Annotated in this window: 15 protein-coding genes and 1 other RNA gene; 10 read left to right on the forward strand and 6 right to left on the reverse strand. The window is 58.9% G+C overall.

Features of this window, described 5'->3' with window-relative positions; all coding sequences use genetic code 11:
• Positions 1–6: 6 nt before the first annotated feature.
• Together AC5S27_RS24290 and AC5S27_RS24295 are read right to left on the reverse strand one after the other, a co-directional pair.
• Positions 7–2673 (reverse strand): ABC transporter permease, encoded by a 2667-nt coding sequence (locus AC5S27_RS24290; protein ID WP_493937146.1) that lies wholly within the window; start codon positions 2671–2673, stop codon positions 7–9.
• Positions 2674–2706: 33 nt separating this feature from the next.
• Positions 2707–3045 (reverse strand): PadR family transcriptional regulator, encoded by a 339-nt coding sequence (locus tag AC5S27_RS24295; protein ID WP_493937147.1) that lies wholly within the window; start codon positions 3043–3045, stop codon positions 2707–2709.
• Positions 3046–3196: 151 nt separating this feature from the next.
• Between AC5S27_RS24295 and glyA the strand changes: the two genes are divergently transcribed.
• The 7 genes from glyA (at position 3197) to rnpB (ending at position 9627) form a co-directional block, all read left to right on the forward strand.
• Positions 3197–4495, forward strand: coding sequence for a serine hydroxymethyltransferase (glyA, locus tag AC5S27_RS24300; protein ID WP_493937148.1), 1299 nt, complete (start codon positions 3197–3199; stop codon positions 4493–4495).
• 110 nt (positions 4496–4605) lie between these two features.
• The gene (locus AC5S27_RS24305; protein ID WP_493937149.1) at positions 4606–5157 is read left to right on the forward strand and encodes a hypothetical protein; all 552 of its coding nucleotides are present in this window, start codon (positions 4606–4608) and stop codon (positions 5155–5157) included.
• A gap of 197 nt (positions 5158–5354) precedes the next feature.
• A complete protein-coding gene (locus tag AC5S27_RS24310) occupies positions 5355–7241 on the forward strand; it encodes a glycoside hydrolase family 2 protein (RefSeq protein WP_493937150.1) in 1887 nt (628 codons plus the stop codon).
• Between the two features lie 95 nt (positions 7242–7336).
• On the forward strand, positions 7337–8104 hold the full coding sequence (locus AC5S27_RS24315) for a DUF2059 domain-containing protein (RefSeq protein WP_493937151.1): 768 nt from the start codon (positions 7337–7339) through the stop codon (positions 8102–8104).
• A gap of 128 nt (positions 8105–8232) precedes the next feature.
• Positions 8233–8457: a nucleotidyltransferase family protein gene (locus tag AC5S27_RS24320; RefSeq protein WP_493937152.1), complete on the forward strand. Its 225-nt coding sequence runs from the start codon at positions 8233–8235 to the stop codon at positions 8455–8457.
• Positions 8454–8834 (forward strand): HepT-like ribonuclease domain-containing protein, encoded by a 381-nt coding sequence (locus tag AC5S27_RS24325; RefSeq protein ID WP_493937153.1) that lies wholly within the window; start codon positions 8454–8456, stop codon positions 8832–8834. The genes AC5S27_RS24320 and AC5S27_RS24325 overlap by 4 nt, the downstream gene beginning before the upstream one ends.
• Positions 8835–9145: 311 nt before the next feature.
• An RNA gene (rnpB, locus tag AC5S27_RS24330) (RNase P RNA component class A) lies at positions 9146–9627 on the forward strand.
• 48 nt (positions 9628–9675) lie between these two features.
• On the opposite strand, the gene AC5S27_RS24335 is transcribed toward rnpB, so the two are convergent.
• Positions 9676–10191, reverse strand: a complete 516-nt coding sequence (locus AC5S27_RS24335) for a GNAT family N-acetyltransferase (protein WP_493937354.1) — start codon at positions 10189–10191, stop codon at positions 9676–9678.
• Between the two features lie 91 nt (positions 10192–10282).
• Here AC5S27_RS24335 and AC5S27_RS24340 point away from each other — a divergent pair, with 91 nt between their 5' ends.
• Complete coding sequence (locus AC5S27_RS24340) at positions 10283–11080, forward strand: glutaminyl-peptide cyclotransferase (RefSeq protein ID WP_493937154.1); 798 nt, start codon at positions 10283–10285, stop codon at positions 11078–11080.
• A gap of 26 nt (positions 11081–11106) precedes the next feature.
• Positions 11107–11541: a dUTP diphosphatase gene (locus AC5S27_RS24345; protein WP_493937155.1), complete on the forward strand. Its 435-nt coding sequence runs from the start codon at positions 11107–11109 to the stop codon at positions 11539–11541.
• An 8-nt stretch (positions 11542–11549) separates the two neighbouring features.
• Here AC5S27_RS24345 and AC5S27_RS24350 read toward each other — a convergent pair whose 3' ends face one another.
• The 3 genes from AC5S27_RS24350 to AC5S27_RS24360 form a co-directional block, all read right to left on the reverse strand.
• Positions 11550–11945 (reverse strand): type II toxin-antitoxin system VapC family toxin, encoded by a 396-nt coding sequence (locus AC5S27_RS24350; protein WP_493937156.1) that lies wholly within the window; start codon positions 11943–11945, stop codon positions 11550–11552.
• Positions 11942–12253 carry an AbrB/MazE/SpoVT family DNA-binding domain-containing protein gene (locus AC5S27_RS24355; RefSeq protein ID WP_493937157.1) on the reverse strand — a complete coding sequence of 104 codons (312 nt, stop codon included), beginning with the start codon at positions 12251–12253 and terminating at the stop codon, positions 11942–11944. The genes AC5S27_RS24350 and AC5S27_RS24355 overlap by 4 nt, the downstream gene beginning before the upstream one ends.
• Positions 12254–12354: 101 nt before the next feature.
• Positions 12355–15858 carry a S41 family peptidase gene (locus tag AC5S27_RS24360; protein WP_493937158.1) on the reverse strand — a complete coding sequence of 1168 codons (3504 nt, stop codon included), beginning with the start codon at positions 15856–15858 and terminating at the stop codon, positions 12355–12357.
• A 297-nt stretch (positions 15859–16155) separates the two neighbouring features.
• Between AC5S27_RS24360 and AC5S27_RS24365 the strand changes: the two genes are divergently transcribed.
• Positions 16156–17379, forward strand: coding sequence for an ABC transporter permease (locus AC5S27_RS24365; RefSeq protein WP_493937159.1), 1224 nt, complete (start codon positions 16156–16158; stop codon positions 17377–17379).
• Positions 17380–17502: the final 123 nt, after the last annotated feature.

Raw genomic sequence — 17502 nt, forward strand, 5'->3', positions numbered from 1 at the left:
CCGTTGTTATTCAGCGCGCAGGGCGCGCATGGGATCGATGGAGGCCGCCTTGCGCGCAGGGCCCCAGCTGACGAGCAAGGTGATGGCAACGACAGCGGCGGTGATCGATCCAAAGATAAGAGGATCGTCTGGCCGCACTCCAAACAGCAGGTTGGCGCTCAGGCGAGCGAGTGCCGCGGCGAGAACGATTCCGGCCGCCACTCCGACGCCGCTTAGCAGCGCGGCGCGGCGAAGAATCATCCGCAGCATGTCCTGCGGACTTGCGCCCATGGCAATGCGCACGCCAATCTCACGGGTGCGTTCAGCCACCAGATTGGCCATCACGCCGAAGATGCCCATCGCCGCAAGCAGTAGTCCGATGAACGCATTCACGCTGAGCGTTGCGGCCACGTAGATGAGGCCGGTGAGCGACTCGGTCAGATATTGCTCATATGTCTGCACGCTGTCGAGCGGTACGCTTGCATCCAGCGATGCCAGAGCCGCGCGAACGCTTCCGGTCAACGCCAGCGGGTTGCCTTCGGTCGTCACCATGTAGGTGGCGCCCGAGGGGGGCATCTGTGCTGAGTTGATATAGATGGCAGGCTCGATGGTTCGATCAACCCAGAGATAGTTGACATCGCCGACCACTCCCACGATGCGCATCCAGCGACTTTGGGGGCTATTTGCGGCGCCTATTTGGATGCGTTTGCCAATGGCATTCTCGCCGGGAAAATAGCGTTCGGCGAATCCCTTGCTGATCATGGCTACGGGCTGGGCTTCGAGAGTGTCCGCATCGTTGAAGGTGCGCCCATCATAGACAGGAACGTGAAGCGTGGCGAAGTATCCGCTGCTGATGGCGAGGCGGCTTGCACTCTGAAATTTGCCGGGCATGAGAGGGCGGTTCTCAATTCTGAAATCGTCTGTCCATTGATCCTGCCCGTCGGGAAGGGAAGTTGTGATTTCCGCGTGAGTCACACCGGGCAAGGCGCGGAGCTTATCAAGACTTGCACTGAACCAGGCAGCCTGCTTCTCTTCCGTGCCATAGCGGCTCAGCGGCAAGTCAACGCTGAAGGTGAGCATCTGTTTCGGCTTGTACGCGTCTGCCACGTGCAGGAGCGACCACATCCCCTTGCACATGAGCGCTGCGCCAATCACTAACAGCACCGAGAGCGAGATCTGGGCCACGGCAAAGAAGTCTCGCATGCGGTGCGTATTGCGTGAGCCGCTGGTGGTGCGCGAACTCGCCTTTAGCTGATCCACGAGGTTGACGCCGAGAGACTTCAGTGCGGGGAGCAGGCCCGAGATCAATCCTGTCGCAACTGCGAGAAGAAGCGAGAACACGAGTGCGCGGCCGTTGAGTGAGATGTTCGACCAGCCGGCAACATAGCGTGCAACTCGCTCAGGCATGGCGATGATGCAAAGATGCAGCCACACCGACGCTACGCCAAGTCCACCAACAGCTCCCATGATTCCAAGCAGGATGCTTTCGGTCAGCAACTGCCGCAGCAGGCGGCCGCGGCCTGATCCCAGCGCAACGCGTACCGCGATCTCCGGCCGGCGTGCTATGCCGCGCACAAACTGCAGATTGGCGACGTTGGCGCAGACCACCAGCAGCACAAAGCCGGAGGCGGCGAGGATCATACGGAAATAGAGCGGGGTGGTATCTCCGTTGACGACATCGAGCAGCTGCTCGACCCGCGCGGACCACCCTTGGTTGGTTCCCGGATACATAGCCGCCAGCCGAGAGGCTATGAGCCGCATCTCCTCCTGCGCCTGGTTTGCGGTGACCCCAGGCCGCAGGCGGCCAATCACCTGATAGTCGCGCGCGATGCGATTCTCGCGCTGTTGCGGCGTGGGCGCGAGAGGTACAAAGACGTCTGAGAGCGAAGGGTAGCGCATGTTCTGGGGCATCACACCGATGACCGAATAGGCGCGGCCATTCAGATCGAGAACGCGGCCCAGGACAGCGGGGTCGGCTCCGAAATGCTTCTTCCAGAAGCCGTAGGAGAGCAGAACTACGCCATCGCGACCAGGCTGAGCTTCACTCTCCTGAAAGACGCGGCCGAGCATAGGATCTGTGCGCAGAACGTGAAAGAAATTAGGCGACGTGAGGCTCGCTTCAACATGCATCGCATCTCCGCTGCCGGTGAGGCTCAGTGAAGTCGCACTGCGCACGGCGAGATCTTCGAAGGACTGGTTCTGCTGCTTCCAGCTCTCGTAGTTCGCGAGAGTGACCTGACGGTAGTCGCCGCGCCCTTGTTCTTCAGCAACGGTGACAACGCGATCCAGATCGGGCACAGCCAGCGGCCGGAAGACCACGGCATCCATCATGCTGAAGATGGCCGTGTTGGCGCCGATGCCGATGGCCACGGAAAGCACGATGGTGATGGTGAAGCCTGGGGACTTGCGCAGCTGACGCAGAGAGAAGCGGATGTCGCGCAGCAGGACTTCGGTGAAGGGAAGGCCGCGCTGCTCGCGATAGCGTTCGCGGGCCTGGGTTACGCCGCCGAACTCGCGCAGTGCGGCCGTGCGCGCAGCCTGCGGAGACATGCCTTCCCGGGTCTTTGCCTCAACGGACAACTCGATGTGTTCCTTGAGCTCTTCTTCGAGTTGAGCGTCCAGCTTCGTTCCGCGGAACATGGCGGCAAGGCGGCGGGCTACGGTGCGGATTGTGTCGATATTGCTCAGAGGCATGGAGACTCCTGATGGCGCGCTATCTGGAGGGTGTTAGTTGGATGGAGCCAGGAAGCGGGCCATGGTGGCGGCGGTGCGTTCCCAGTTCTCGATTTCGGTTTCGATCTGCTTCTTGCCGGTGCGGCTGAGGGAATAGAAGCGGGCGCGACGGTTACTCTCCGAAATTCCCCACTCGGCGGTGATCCAGCCGCGCTGCTCAAGGCGCAGCAGGGCGGGGTAGATGGTGCCTTGGTTCACTGTGAGGGAATTGCCACTGACCTGCTCGATGCGCCGGGCGATGCCGTAGCCGTGCAGCGGACCCATCGACTCCAGCGTCTTGAGGACCATCAGGTCCAGCGTTCCCTGCAGTACATCGGATTTACTGTCGCCCATGACGGAGCTCCTGTTGACATTCTGACTATAGGGTGAGCCTGGATAGTCAGAATGTCAACAGGAGACTCAAATTTTTTTCTCACTTCAGACAATTGCGAAGTGATCCCGCTTTGACGCGCTCCCGGGCGAGAGTTGGCGCTAGAATTCTTGTATGACTGACCGCACCTCTACCTCTTTCTCCCGCTCCCTGGCCCAGGTTGATCCTGAAGTGGCCGCAGCGATTGATCACGAAGCACTTCGCCAGCACGAAGGGCTGGAGATGATTGCCAGCGAAAACTTCGTCTCGGAAGCGGTGCTGGAGGCGGCAGGTTCGATCTTCACCAACAAATATGCCGAGGGTTACCCCGGACGCCGCTACTATGGCGGCTGCGAATACACGGACGTAGTCGAGAACCTGGCGCGGGACCGGGCCAAGCAGCTCTTCGGAGCAGAGCACGCCAACGTGCAGCCGCACTCCGGCTCGCAGGCCAATGCCGCTGCGTACATGGCGGTGATTGAGGCAGGCGACACGATCCTCGGGCTGGATCTGGCTCATGGCGGCCATCTCACGCATGGCTTCAAGCTGAGCTTCAGCGGCAAACTTTACCGGCCTACGTTCTATGGCGTGCGCAAGGATACCGAGACCATCGACTACGACGAACTCGAGACCATTGCCGAGCGTGAGAAGCCGAAGCTGATCATCGGTGGAGCGAGTGCCTATTCGCGTATCTGGGACTTCCCGCGGATGCGCCAGATCGCAGACAAGGTTGGCGCGAAGCTGCTGATCGACATGGCGCACATTGCCGGGCTGGTTGCCGGCGGCGCGCATCCAACCCCCGTCGGGCACGCACAGATCGTGACCACGACGACGCATAAGACCCTGCGCGGACCCCGTTCCGGGCTGATCCTTTCGGACGCTTCGCTGGCGACCGCGATCGACCGCGCTGTCTTCCCCGGCCAGCAGGGCGGACCGCTGGTGCACATCATCGCGGCCAAGGCAGTGGCTTTCAGGGAAGCACTCGAGCCTAGCTTCGGCGACTATGCGGCGCAGCTTGTCGCCAACGCCAAGGTGCTCGCTGCAGAGCTCGCTGAACTGGGCTGGCGCATCGTTTCTGGCGGTACGGATAACCACGTCATGCTGGTCGACGTCTTCCGCTCCGGCGCTGGCAACGGCATGTTTGGATCAGAGGCCGAACTTGCATTGGGCAAAGCAGGTATCACGGTCAACAAAAACGGCATTCCCTTCGATACGAATCCTCCACTCAAGCCCTCCGGCATTCGCATCGGTACGCCCGCGCTGACTACCCGCGGCATGAAGGAACCCGAGATGCGGCAGATCGCCAAGTGGATCAACGAAGCCCTCGAGCATCACAGCGATGATGCGGTACTGGATCGCATTCGCCACGATGTAGCTGACCTGGCCAACCAGTTCCCGCTGTATGCCTGGCGGCGCGAAGCCGTTGCGGTTTAGCGAAAAATAGGCTGTTTTGGACAACTTGCGTGCGTGAGTTGGGTTCCAATGGAACGAATGGGATTCGCCAGCAGAGAAGTGAAGCTGAGCGGACCCGCTGGAGGAACACGATGAACGCGCAATTTGGGAAAATCTATTTGGGAATTTTGGCATTGGCCCTGGTGGCCGGTTTGCCTGCGAGCCTTGCTCAAGCCCAACGCCCGGGCGGCCATCCTGCGCCAGCTCCGCGGCCGCCGATGCAGGGTCCTTCTACGTTTCACGGGACACCCCGGCCTCCGCAGGATCATCCCAATTTTCAGGATAAGAAGAATCATCCCGACGCGCCCCACGTAGACCACGATAAGGGCGGCGACCGTTGGGTAGGACATGACACAGGCCGGGACGATGCGCATTATCATCTCGATCATCCCTATGAGCATGGTCGCTTTAACGGCGGCTTTGGCCCAAGCCATCGCTGGCACCTCGCCGGTGGCGGACCGGGACGGTTCTGGTTCGGCGGCTTTTACTTCAGCGTAGCCCCGTATGACGTGGGCTTCTGCGATGGCTGGCTTTGGGATCAGGACGACGTGATCATCTATGACGATCCGGATCATGTTGGCTGGTATCTCGCGTATAACGTCCGGCTGGGAACATATGTTCATGTTCAGTACCTTGGGGCGTAACCAAGTTAGATAACTTCAAGACGATAATGCCCTTCACTCCGGTGAGGGGCATTGTCGTTTCTGGCTTTCATAGGGGAACGCAGTTGGGATGTACACTCTTCGACGCTGGAATGTAGGATGACCGTGCTGGTTTGAATGGCGGCTGGAGCATTCTCGTGGCGGCTCCACATACAAAAATCTGGCGGATGAGGTTGAGAATGAAGCCCCTGTCGAAGATGTGTGCGCTCTACCTGTCTTTTGTTGGTGCTGCGATAGCTTCGTTTGCAGCTGTGCAGGACGTTTCCGCTCAACCAGAGACACCAGCGCCGATTGTGATTACAGGCGCGGATAGGCGGCCAGGGATGTCGCTCAACGGCGACTGGCATGTCATCCCCGACCCTTATCAGACCGGGCTCTTCGACTTTCACAAGCATGAGATCAAGCGCGGCTGGTTCATGAATGAGAAGGCGAAGCCGGGCGATACGGGGCCGATTGATTACGACTTCAGTAAGTCGCCCACGATCAAGGTGCCGGGTGACTGGAACACGCAGAAGCCTGAGTTCTTCTATTACGAAGGATTGATGTGGTACGAGAAGGATTTCACTTATGAGGCTAAGCCGCATAACAAAGTGTTTCTGCATGTAGGCGCGGCGAACTATAAGTCGATTTTCTGGGTGAATGGTAAGAAGGTTTGCGAGCATGAGGGTGGGTTTACGGCCTTCAACTGCGATGTGACGGCGGCGCTTGAAAAGGGAAGTAACTTTGTCGTTGCGGCGGTGGATAACACGCGCCATGAAGACGGTGTCCCGACCACGCAGACGGACTGGTGGAACTATGGCGGACTTACGCGTGAGGTGAAGCTGATTGAGGTGCCCTTCAGATTTATCGACCAATACGATCTGCATCTTAGCAAGACCGAGCCTCAAACCATCGAGGGTTGGGTTCATATTGTTGGTTCGAGGGCAAAGGACAGCATTGGCATAAAGATTCCCGCTTTGGGAGTCAATGCCAGCGCACCGGTAGAAGGCGATGGCAGCGTAGCCAAGATCCACTTGCAAGTGAAAGGGCTCGAGCTTTGGTCGCCTCAATCACCAAAGCTCTACAAGGTAGACATCGTCTTCTACAGCACTTCTGAAATGCCCGAAATTTATAGCGAGGATCATACAACCGACAACGTTGGCTTTCGCACGATTGAAACGAAGGGGAACGAAATTCTGCTGAATGGCAAGCCGGTGTTCCTGCGCGGAGTTTCGATCCATGCGGAGGCCCCTTATCGAACTGGGCGTGCGTATTCCGATAAAGATGCCGAGACCTTGCTGGGATGGGCGAAGGAACTGGGCTGTAACTTCGTTCGTCTCGCGCATTATCCGCATGATGAAACGATGCTTCGTGCCGCGGACCGCATGGGACTGATGGTGTGGTCGGAGAATCCTGTGTATTGGGCGGTCGAGTTCGACAAGCCTGAGGTCTATGCGAAGGCTACGCAGCAGCTTACCGAAGAGATTGAGACCTCGCGCAATCATGCGTCGATCGTGCTGTGGTCGATGGCCAATGAGACGCCGATCAACGATGCGCGGACGAAGTTCATCAGCGGCCTCGCGGCACATGCGCGTGAACTCGATCCGACACGGTTGATCACTGCGGCGCTGCTGGTGCGCGGCGAGGGGACGAACAAGATCGTCGATGATCCGCTGGGCAAGTATCTTGACGTCATCGGCACAAATGAATACATCGGCTGGTATGAGCAGAAGCCCGAAACCGCCGATACAACGGACTGGAAGATCGCCTACGACAAGCCGCTGATCATGAGCGAGTTTGGAGCGGATGCGAAGGCTGGACTACACGGTGGCCCTAACGATCGCTGGACCGAGGAGTACCAGGCCAACGTCTTCAACCACCAGCTTGGCATGCTCAACCGCATTCCCCAACTGCGCGGCATGAGTCCCTGGGTATTGATGGATTTCCGCTCCCCGCGCCGAATGCTGCCTGGTATTCAGGATGGCTTCAATCGTAAGGGGCTGGTAAGCGATCAGGGCGAGAAGAAGAAGGCATTTTTCGTCCTGCAAAAGGCTTACACAGAGAAGACGGTAGGTAAGCCAGACTGAGTTATCCGAGCATTCGCAATGTTATCGCTTGGTGGCTGTGCAAGAATACTTTTGTGCGATGGAGTCTTCCGCGTTCGATGGGATTGGAGCTCAGCTTGAAGTTGAAACATCGACATATCTTGCTTCTCGCAGTGATTGCGGTTTTCTGTATTGACTTGTCTGCGCAGGTCGGGATCGGCGCAGGTTCGGGTCCGCCGCCACCGCCGCCGTCGATGATTCCGGCCAACCTGCATCCTGCCACGGAAGAATCGCTGCGGCGCTATTTTGAGGTAACTCACTTTGTGGTGCGTGACCGCGAGGGCATGATCCAGCAACTGGAGCAGCAGAAAAAGACACTGCCTCCATGGTTTCCACCGGATCTGTGGACTGAGACATCGGCAGCTATGCTCGATATCGACGTCGTCGAAGTCGCGATCCCTGTTTACCAGCGCTATTACTCGGAAGAGGGTACGCAGAATGCGATCAAGCTGTTTCTAACGCCGCAAGGGCAGGCGATGATCAGCAAGTTCCACGAAAAGACGATGCAAGATTTGGCTGCGGGAGATCCGATCGCGGAGGCTCGCCAGAAGGCGCTGGCAGCGATCCGCGATCATGAAGATGCGGAAATCCGCCAGATGATGGTGTCCATGACTCCGAAGGACGAGCAGCAGGTGCTTGAATTTTCGCGCTCGCCGGAATGGAAGCGCATGAACGACCTGGCGGATCAGGTCTACAAAGCCTTCAATGTGGCCTATATAGCGAGGCAGAAGGAAGCGGCGCACGCGGTTGCTGTGAGGCATCAGGATGAGGTCAACAAAGCGATTCGGGATTACAGGGCTTCCCATCCTGGGTATGACCCGGCGGCTACTTCGCCCGCGAAGTGATGCCTGGGTTTGGTCGAAGATCGCTTTCACGCTAGACTGGAGGCGGTACGGAGCCAGGAGCTATGAGACCGTCTGAGGCATTGCCGCTGCACCGAGAGAGGATTCGCCAGCTTGTAATGGAGGCTGGAATGACGAATCCGCGTGTGTTTGGGTCGGTTGTACGCGGGGAAGATAACGAGGAGAGCGATCTCGATATCCTGGTGGACGCGGGTAGAGGGACAAGCCTTTTGACGATGGTGCGCGTTCAGGATGATCTGGCTAAGGCGACGGGCGTCAAGGTGGATCTGAGAACGCCGGGAGACATCCATCCGCGCTTTCGGGAAAAAGTATTGGCTGAGGCGGCGGAGTTGTGAATGCTCACGAGGATCGTGCGCGAGATTACCTGCTTCATATTCTTGAGTCGCTTGACCGGATTGCCGAATACACTTTCGGTCTCAATGAAAAGGATTTTCTTGCGAGCAAGTTGATACAGGATGCGGTCGTGCGCAACATTGGAATTGCGGGCGAAGCGGCAAAGCAGCTTCTTGATATTGCACCTGAGTTTTCGAGCAAACATCCAGAAATTCCGTTTGCCCAGATATATGGGATGAGAAACCGTGTTATTCACGGCTACTCCAGCGTTGATCCTGCGACTGTTTGGGACGTGGTGCAGTTGGATGCGCCAGACTTACGGAATCAGATTGCCGCTTTGGTTGAAGATCTGGACGCGAACGGCCATTCTTCGGACTAGAACCAGTGGTCGTGCATCCGCTGTAAAAACGCGGAAGTGATTGGATAGCCGGACGCGGAGCCAATGACGGAGTCCACCGGACAACGAGGGCAAAGCGCAGTCTGGCTGTCGTCAGTCCATTTGACGATTTCGCTGGGGGCGAATGTTGCCATGCAATAAAAACAGCCGCACACTTCACTCGCTTCGATTTCTACGCGATGCTTTATGCAGTGTCTGTGCGCAGCGATGTGATCGTGGACGTTCACCAGTCTCGCTCCTGATCCGCCGAGGGCTTGGGCTGAAAACTTCTACTTCCGTTAGAATAGAGGCAGCAAGGGAGCTGGGCGGTCGCTGCCGGTTTCTCCGTGAGGAGTAAACCGGGGGAGGAAAGTCCGAACTCCGCAGGGCAGTGTGCCGGATAACGTCCGGGATTTGGGTTTCAAGACCTAAAGACGGCCAGTGCCACAGAAAACAAACCGCCTTGGCTACCTGGGCTTTCGCAAGAAGGTCCGGCATCCCGCAGGGAGCTTGCTCTCCGCGCGCCAAGGTAAGGGTGAAAAGGTGCGGTAAGAGCGCACCGCTGCTGTTGTAAGACAGCGGGCAGGGTAAACCCCACACGGAGCAAGACCAAATAGGGAGGGACTCGCCAATGCCTCAAGAACCGGGCGGCGAGGCGTATCGGCCCGATACGCGACAGGTGGTTCGAGCACGTACCGAAACCTCCGGGTAGGTTGCTGATGAACGTCCGCGGCGACGCGGCGTCTAGAGGAATGACCGCACACGACAGAATTCGGCTTACAGGCTTTCTTGCGAACTGACGGCCCCGCTCAGGCAAACCCTGACGGGGCCGGCTTATTTTTGATCACCAGCTGCGATGCAGCAGCACCATCGGTGAGTTCCGATAAGTCGTCTGCAGCGTTTCGCTGTAGCCGATCTTCGCCGCCAGTTTGAGGGAGGCGTTGTTTTCGGGATGAATGATGCAGGCGGAACGCCGCGCCTCGAAGTGCGTCCGGCCCCACTCATGGATCGCCTGAACTGCTTCGGTCGCAAAACCTTTGCCATGCGCCGCCGGGCTGAAGATCCAGCCAGCTTCAGGCGTGTCGATAATCGGCGGCTCGATGTTGCGCTTGAAGTCCGCGAACCCAGCCTCGCCGAGGAAAGCCCCCGTAGCTTTCTCTTCGATGACCCAGTAGCCGAAACCCATCAGCGACCAGTGTCCGGCGTAGCGCAGCATGCGGTGCCAGGCATCTTCTGACGTCTGCGGCTTGCCGCTGATGAAGCGGGTAACGATGGGGTCGGCCCACATGGCTGCGCACGCTGGAAAGTCTTCAACGCGATGGCCGCGCAGGGTGAGCCGTTCGGTTTCGAGGACAGGCACTTGCAAGCAGTACTCCCGAAGTAGGGATGAAGACAGCTTCATTCTACAAAGCCATCCAAACGCAAGCCTCGCGTTCTAAGCTGGAATGACCATGATGCTCCGTTCTTCACGCCTCCCCTTTGCCGCTCTTGTCCTTCTGCTGTGTTTGCTGGCAACGCCTCTTGCCCGCGCCGCCGCGCCGGTGCTCGGCTACCGCGTGGTTACCCGGTACATCCATTCGACGGAGAGCTATACCGAGGGGTTCTTCTTCAAAGATGGGCTGTTTTACGAGGGAACAGGGCTTACCGGCCAGTCGGCGATTTTGGTGACGCAGCCGGAGACGGGCAAGGTGGTCCAGCGGCTTAATCTGGAGCCGCAGTATTTTGGCGAAGGCATCGTGGACTGGGGTCCTAACCTCTATGAATGGACCTGGCAGTCGAATGTCGGCTTCATTTATGACCGCTTCAGCCTGCGTAAGCTGCGCGAGTTCGAATACGAGGGCGAAGGCTGGGGCATGACCCGAACCGCGAAGCAGCTGATCACCAGCGATGGCACGGCTACGCTGCGCTTTCGCGATCCGGCTACCTTCAAAGAGACGCGGCACATCCTCGTAAAGGACGGCGGCAAGCCCATCGATCAGCTGAATGAACTGGAGTTCATCAAGGGTGAAATCTACGCCAACGTCTGGCATTCCGACCGCATCGCGCGCATCTCGCCTGCGGACGGCCACGTCATCGCCTGGATTGACCTGACCGGCATCCTGCCCGACCAGCAGCGCATCAACGCCGAGGCGGTGTTGAATGGCATCGCCTATGATGCTCAGCACGACCGGCTCTTCGTAACCGGCAAGCAGTGGCCGTTCATCTTCGAGATCAAGGTCGTTCCCAAGACGCCGATCAAGGGGAAATAACAGTTCGAACATCGTAGGATGGAAGTATGTTGCTTGTGAAGCTGTTGGCAGAGGGTGCCCGTGCGCCGGAGGTGGCGCATCCGGGTGAGGATCTGGGGTACGATGTTTTCGCGCTGGAGCCGGTCGAGCTCTGGGCGCGGGCAGCGGTGCGGGTGAAGACGGGCATCGCGGTCGAAGCGCGGCATCCGGAGACGGGCGTTGGGCTGGGGCTGCTGGTGCGCGACCGGTCCTCGATGGCATCGCGTGGAGTGGCGGTGACCGGCGGCGTGATCGACGCGGGGTATCGCGGGGAGATTCAGATCCTGCTGACCAACCTGACCGATGAGGCGATCCGCCTCAATGCCGGGGATAAGATCGCCCAGATGATCCCGGTGCCGGTGCTGACCGGGCCGGTTTCGGTGGTTGAGTCGCTGGGCGACTCGCACCGTGCTGAAAAAGGATTCGGCAGCTCGGGGCGATAAGGCCGGGATCAGCGGATGATGTGGATCGTTACCCCGACCTTCACGTTCTGCCAGATTTGATCTGCTGTGTAAACCGGAGCGTCGAGAATGATTGCCAGCGCCAGGCAGGATCGATCTCCGAGCGATAACCCTTGACTCTGTGTTTGCGTCACGAGTGTGCCTGCAAGTTTCGCTTGTTCTTTTGTGTAGGGTTCTACGACGGGGACTACGGAAATAGCGTCTTCCCAGGCAGACTCAGGATCGTTGCCGTCTTTGACGAGCTTGCTCTGAACCTCCGCTAGATTTACGGAGCTGATGACAGCGTTGGTCAGGATTCGTCTGGTAAGAAAGTTTGAGCCGCGCTCTCTGCGAATGACAGCCAGCACAGCGGATGCATCCAATACAACTTTTCGCGCGGGAGTCATTCGGCAAGGGCTTCCGCGCGCCGTTCTGCCAGAAACTCATCGACGATTGATCTATCGGGTTCGTAGAACGCCTGCGCCCGTTCCTGGGCGCGCGCTATGCGGTTCCAGCGTGTGGAGAGGTGAAGCTGATGATTTTCGATGTACATATCGACCTGATCGCCGACTTCGAAACCCATGGCTTCGCGGATAGCGGCGGGAATGACCAGGCGGCCCTTTTCGCCGATGACGGCGTGGCCTTCGATCTTTACTTTTGCGGGGGATGCGGCGGTCTGTGGTTCTAGCGGTTCGACTTCGGTTTGAAGAGACATAAGCTCCCCCTTGAGTGTCACCATCCTACTCTGGTGGGAAAGGTGAGTGCAAGTGGGAAACCTGCACCCAATTCCCGCCAGAGTAGGAAGTAAAAGGGGAGTTAGTTCTTACCGAGCCCGTCGTGCTTGTGGTAGTTCGGGTAGGGAGGGATCGGGATATTCGGGATGGGGTTGGCCTTGAGTTCGTCGAGGACGAGCTTCACGCCAGCTTCCAGTTGCGCATCTTTGCCCGCTGCGTAGTCTTTCGGGGTGTCTTCGATGAGGATGTCGGGGGCGATGCCGTGGTTCTCCACTTCCCAGTCGCCGCTGAGTCCGTAGATGGCATAGCGGGGAGCGGTAACGCGGCCACCGTCGAGCAGCGTCGGGAAGCCGCCAATACCGACCAGGCCTCCCCAGGTCTTGGTGCCGATCAGCTTGCCGATACCAGCCTTGCGGAAGTACCAGGGCATCGCGTCGCCGCCTGAGCCGGAGTTCTGGTTGGCCAGCATCACCTTCGGCCCGAAGATAGCGCCGATGGGGTCATGCTGCGGGTTGCCGTCGCGTTCGATCGCTGCGGAAAGCGGCTGACGCTTCAGCACTTCGACGATGTAGTCGGCGATGAAGCCGCCTTCATTCCAGCGCTCATCGAGCACCAGAGCCTGCTTGTCCAGCTGCGCGTAGAAGTAGCGGTTGAAGTTGGTGTAGCCGCCGCCACCGGTGTTGGGCATGTAGACATAAGCAACCTTGCCGTCCGACAGCTTGTCCACCTTGCGGCGGTTGGCTTCGATCCAGTCCAGATTGCGCAGTCCGTCTTCATCGTCGATGGGAACAACGGTGACGTCGCGCCCATCCTTCCCATCGGCGTTCGGACCAACGTGCAGCACGGTCTGCTTGCCTGCCGTTCCGTCGAAGAACTCGTACAGGTTGTCAGTCGCGTGGAGCTCGCGGCCGTTGACAGCAAGCAGGTACTCGCCTTCCTTGACGTAGACACCAGGCAATGTCAGAGGCGACGCAAGACCGGGAGTCCAGTTCTGCCCGCCGAGAATCTTGGCGAACTTGTAGCGGTTGTTTTCGACCGTGTAGTCAGCGCCGAGCAGGCCAGTCTTGGGCGAGTTGTCCGGATGATACGGGCCGCTGATGAACATGTGCCCGATGGTGATTTCGCCGAGCATCTCAACCGAAAGATAGGTGAACTCGCTGCGGCTCGAAAGCCCGTCAAGGTAAGGCCGGTAGCGTGCCTCGATCTTGGGGATCGAGAGACCGTGCGTGTTGGGGTCATAGAGGAAGTCGCGCTCGATGCGCCACGTCTCATTGAAGATCTGCTTCCATTCGGCGCGGGGATCGATGGTCGCGGTCATGTTGCCAGTGTTGACCGGCTTGCCCGCTCCATCTCCGCCAGGCTTCAAGTCGTCTGTGCCGGCAATGGAAAAGCTGCCATGCGCGGCGATCAGCACCTTAGAGGCATCCGCCGAGACGACGATGCCATCGACATCGGAGAGTACCTGTTCAGTCTTCCGCTTCTCGAGGGTAAAGCGCCAGACAGCGCGGATTCCTCCGCCATCGGACGGACGCCCAACTGGCGGCCCTTCGAGCAAATAGACCACGCCAGTTTTGCCCGCAACCACGCCCGCGTAATTCCGCGTGGGAACAGGCAGCGACAGGATGCGGTTGCCGATGCCCTCAAGGTCGATCTTCACATCGACCTTCTTGTCGTCCTTGGCATCCGGCTTGGCTTCCTTGCCACTGGCTACGGCGTCGGCCTTTTCGGTCGCGTTGGGCTTGCGAGTGTCTTTCTTCTTGTCGTCCTCGGGCTTGGGAGCGGGCTGGTCGTCTTTTTTCTTGTCGTCGTCCTTCTTGGCTTCGTCTTTCACCTTCTCGTCGTCGCTTTCAAGCGGGAGCGGTGAGGCTTCGTCCTTGGAGAGCACGGCGACATAAGCGGCACTGGTTTCAGCCCGGTCGAGCGAGGAGAGATCGATGCCGGCGTTCGAGGGGCCATCATCGGTCGAGGCGAGGAAGTAGAGATACTTGCCGTTGGCGTCAAAGACCGGGCTCGAAGCATCGCTCATGCCGTCCGTCACCTGGGTGAAGGTGTGCGTTCCCAGCGAGTAGACGAAGACCGCCTTCAGCGTGTTCTTCAGGTCGCGTGTGTACGTAATCCACTTGGAGTCCGGCGACCAGGTCGCGGCAAAGCCGTCTCCACCAAAGCCTCCTGCGTGGCTGGTATCCACCAGCACCGGCTTGCCCGCAGGAAGTTCCTTGCCCTTATCGTCCTTGCCGGGCGCATCGATGTACCAGAGGTGCAGATGCTTGTCGGTATAGAGCAGGTGCTTGGAGTCCGGCGACCAGGTGAGCCCGTAGAAGTAGGAAGGATTCGGCCCGAGATCGATCACCGTCGGCGCTTTGAAACCCGTCTGCTCCTTCAGGTAAAGCTGGTATTCACCCGAAGCATCCGAGAAGTAAGCGATCGTCTTGCCGTCCGGTGACCAGGCCGGGCTGCGTTCAGCCGAGCTGGAAGTGTTGGTCAGGTTGCGCGTGTCACCCTTTTCGGCCGGCAAGGTGAAGATATCGCCGTGAGCCTCGACGGCGACGCGCTGGCCAGTGGGCGAGAGAGCCACGTTCTGAACCTCATGGACACCGATCGAGGCAATATGCGGAGCGAGCGCAGACATGTCACCGTGAATGGTGATCTGCAGCGTGTGGTCTTCGCCCGGTTTGCCGGGGGAGGGAAGATCGAGCAGGTGCAGCGAACCGAACTGCTCGTAGATCAGCCCGCCGGGCCCGGCCTGGATGGTCTTCAGGTCGAGTCCTTTATTGGCGACGACCTGGGTGACGGCTTTGCTCTTGGTGTCATACCGGTAGAGCGTGACCGGGCCGATCTTGTCGTCTTCCTTTGCGTCTGCGGCGCTGGAGGCGTTGGCGCGGTCGGAGAGGAAGTAAATCTGGTCGCCGATCCAGACCGGATTGGAATCGTGCGTGTTGTGGCTGGGAATCTTCTCGAGATCGAGCGTCTTGAGATTGACCACCCAGATCGGCACATTCTGGCCGCCGCGGTATTGCTTCCAGGCTGGCTGCCAGCGGGTCGTCGATTCATACGCGATCGACTGGCCGTCCGGTGAGAGCGAACCCTGGCTGCCGGCAGGCAGCGGCAGCTGCTCCGGAATTCCCGATCCGTCCGTCTTCACCTTGAACAGCTTGTCGAAGTGCCGGTAGCTGCTCATGCCGCTGGCAAAGAGAATTTCCTTGCCGTCCGGGGTCCAGCCAATGGCGACGCTCCCTGCCGGATGCCAGGTGATGCGCTTGGGAATTCCTCCGGAAGTCGGGATGATGTAGATGTCCTCATTGCCATGCAGGACTGCCGAATAGGCAATCTGCGACCCATCGGGCGAGAAAAACGGTCCGGCGGCGATGTGGCCGGTCGCGGTGAGCCGCTGAGCCTCGCCGCCCGCGCGCGCGACGGTCCAGATATCGTCCGAGTAGCGGAAGGCGATCGTCGTCTGGCTGAGCGAGGGGAAGCGGAGCAGCAACGGCGGGTTGGCAGCCGGCGCTGCGGAGGCAGCCAAAGGCAGGGCAAGTACAGCGGCGAAGAGCGCAATCGCCAGGCGTCGGGAGCGGTGGGTCAGGTTCATCGGTTCTCCAGTGGATCGGTTGAAGCGCCAGTGTAATTGGATTCAGAAGCCATACCCAATTTTTCTAATGGCGGTACGTAACCGGAATCGATCCAGTTCCGTGGTTTTCGCAGCACGCAGCAGGTTTCGGGAACCGGATTATGCGAAATTGCGTACTCTGATCCACGTGCCAGAGGTTCAATTCACTGCTAGACTCGGAAATTGACCCTGCCAGCAGAGCAAATTCGCGGACATTTGCCTCAAATGCGCCGGATCTTTCAGAAGTTGCGCCGGTAAGCGCGCACAGGAACGAAGACCATGCAATTCAGTGAAGCCGTAAAACTCGCCCTGCAGTCGTTGTGGTCCAACAAGCTGCGGTCCATTCTCACGCTCATCGGCGTGGTCATGGGAGTGGCTTCGGTGATTATGGTCATCACCTTGACCAATACAGCCGACCATTACATGGGAACGAAGCTGTCAGGATATGGCGCGGACGTATTCACCATTGCCCGTGAAGGCTTGATCTTTGGCCCGGACGATTACGCCAAGTTCCAAAAGCGCAAGTTTGTGAAGCTTGAGGACTACGAGGCGATCCGGCAGGAATGCAAGAACTGCAAGGAGGTCGGCACCTCGATCTCTCGCACCACCAAGATTGCCCACAATGGTAAGTCGACCACCGGCACGGAACTGCGCGGCTACACCGACACCATGTTTTCGCTCAGCAATACCAACGTCGCCCTGGGCCGCGCGCTGACGGAAGCGGATATCGAGCATGCAACGCACACCGTCGTGGTCGGCTATGACGTGGTCGACGATGTCATCCCCGACGGCGACCCGCTCGGGCAGGAAATCCGCGTGGACGGCGTGCCCTACACCGTCGTCGGCGTAGGCGAGCGGCAGGGCAAAACCTTCGGCCAGTCGCAGGACAACTGGGTGGCGCTGCCGATCTCCGCGTACCAGCATACCTACGGCAGCAACGAATCTCTCACGGTGTATGTGCGCGCCGATGGGGACGCCAAGGTGATGGAGCGCGCCGAGGATGAAGTTCGTGTGATCATGCGAGCCCGCCGCCATGACGCGCCAGGCTCGCCGGATAGCTTTGAGGTGCAGACGAACGATACGTTCCTGGATATCTGGAAGCAGATCAGCTCGCTGTTCATCATCATCGTCTTCGGTCTGGCATCGATCTCTCTCGTCGTTGGCGGTATCGTCATCATGAACATCATGCTGGTCTCGGTCACCGAACGTACCCGGGAAATTGGTATTCGCAAGGCGCTCGGAGCGCGGCAAAAGGATGTGCTGCTGCAGTTTCTGATCGAGTCCGGTTTGATGGCGACGCTGGGCGGCGTGATCGGTATTCTCATCGGCGTCGGTGTAGCCGAGGCGATCACCATGATCTTCGATATTCCGGTGAGCGTGTCGATTGGCTCAGTACTGCTGGGCATGTTCATGGCTACGGGAACTGGAGTCTTCTTCGGCGTCTATCCGGCAAGCAAGGCGGCCAAGCTGGATCCGATTGTGGCGCTCCGTTCGGAAATGTAAGAGGCAGCTGCCAGCTTTTAGCCTCTAGCTAATAGCTTGTCAGCTGAATCGGTTGGAGCGCGGGTCGATACAAGGAAAGCGCTCGGTATCACAGGCTTTTAGCTAGAGGCTAGAAGCTAGTAG

The organism is Acidicapsa borealis (assembly GCF_059115245.1).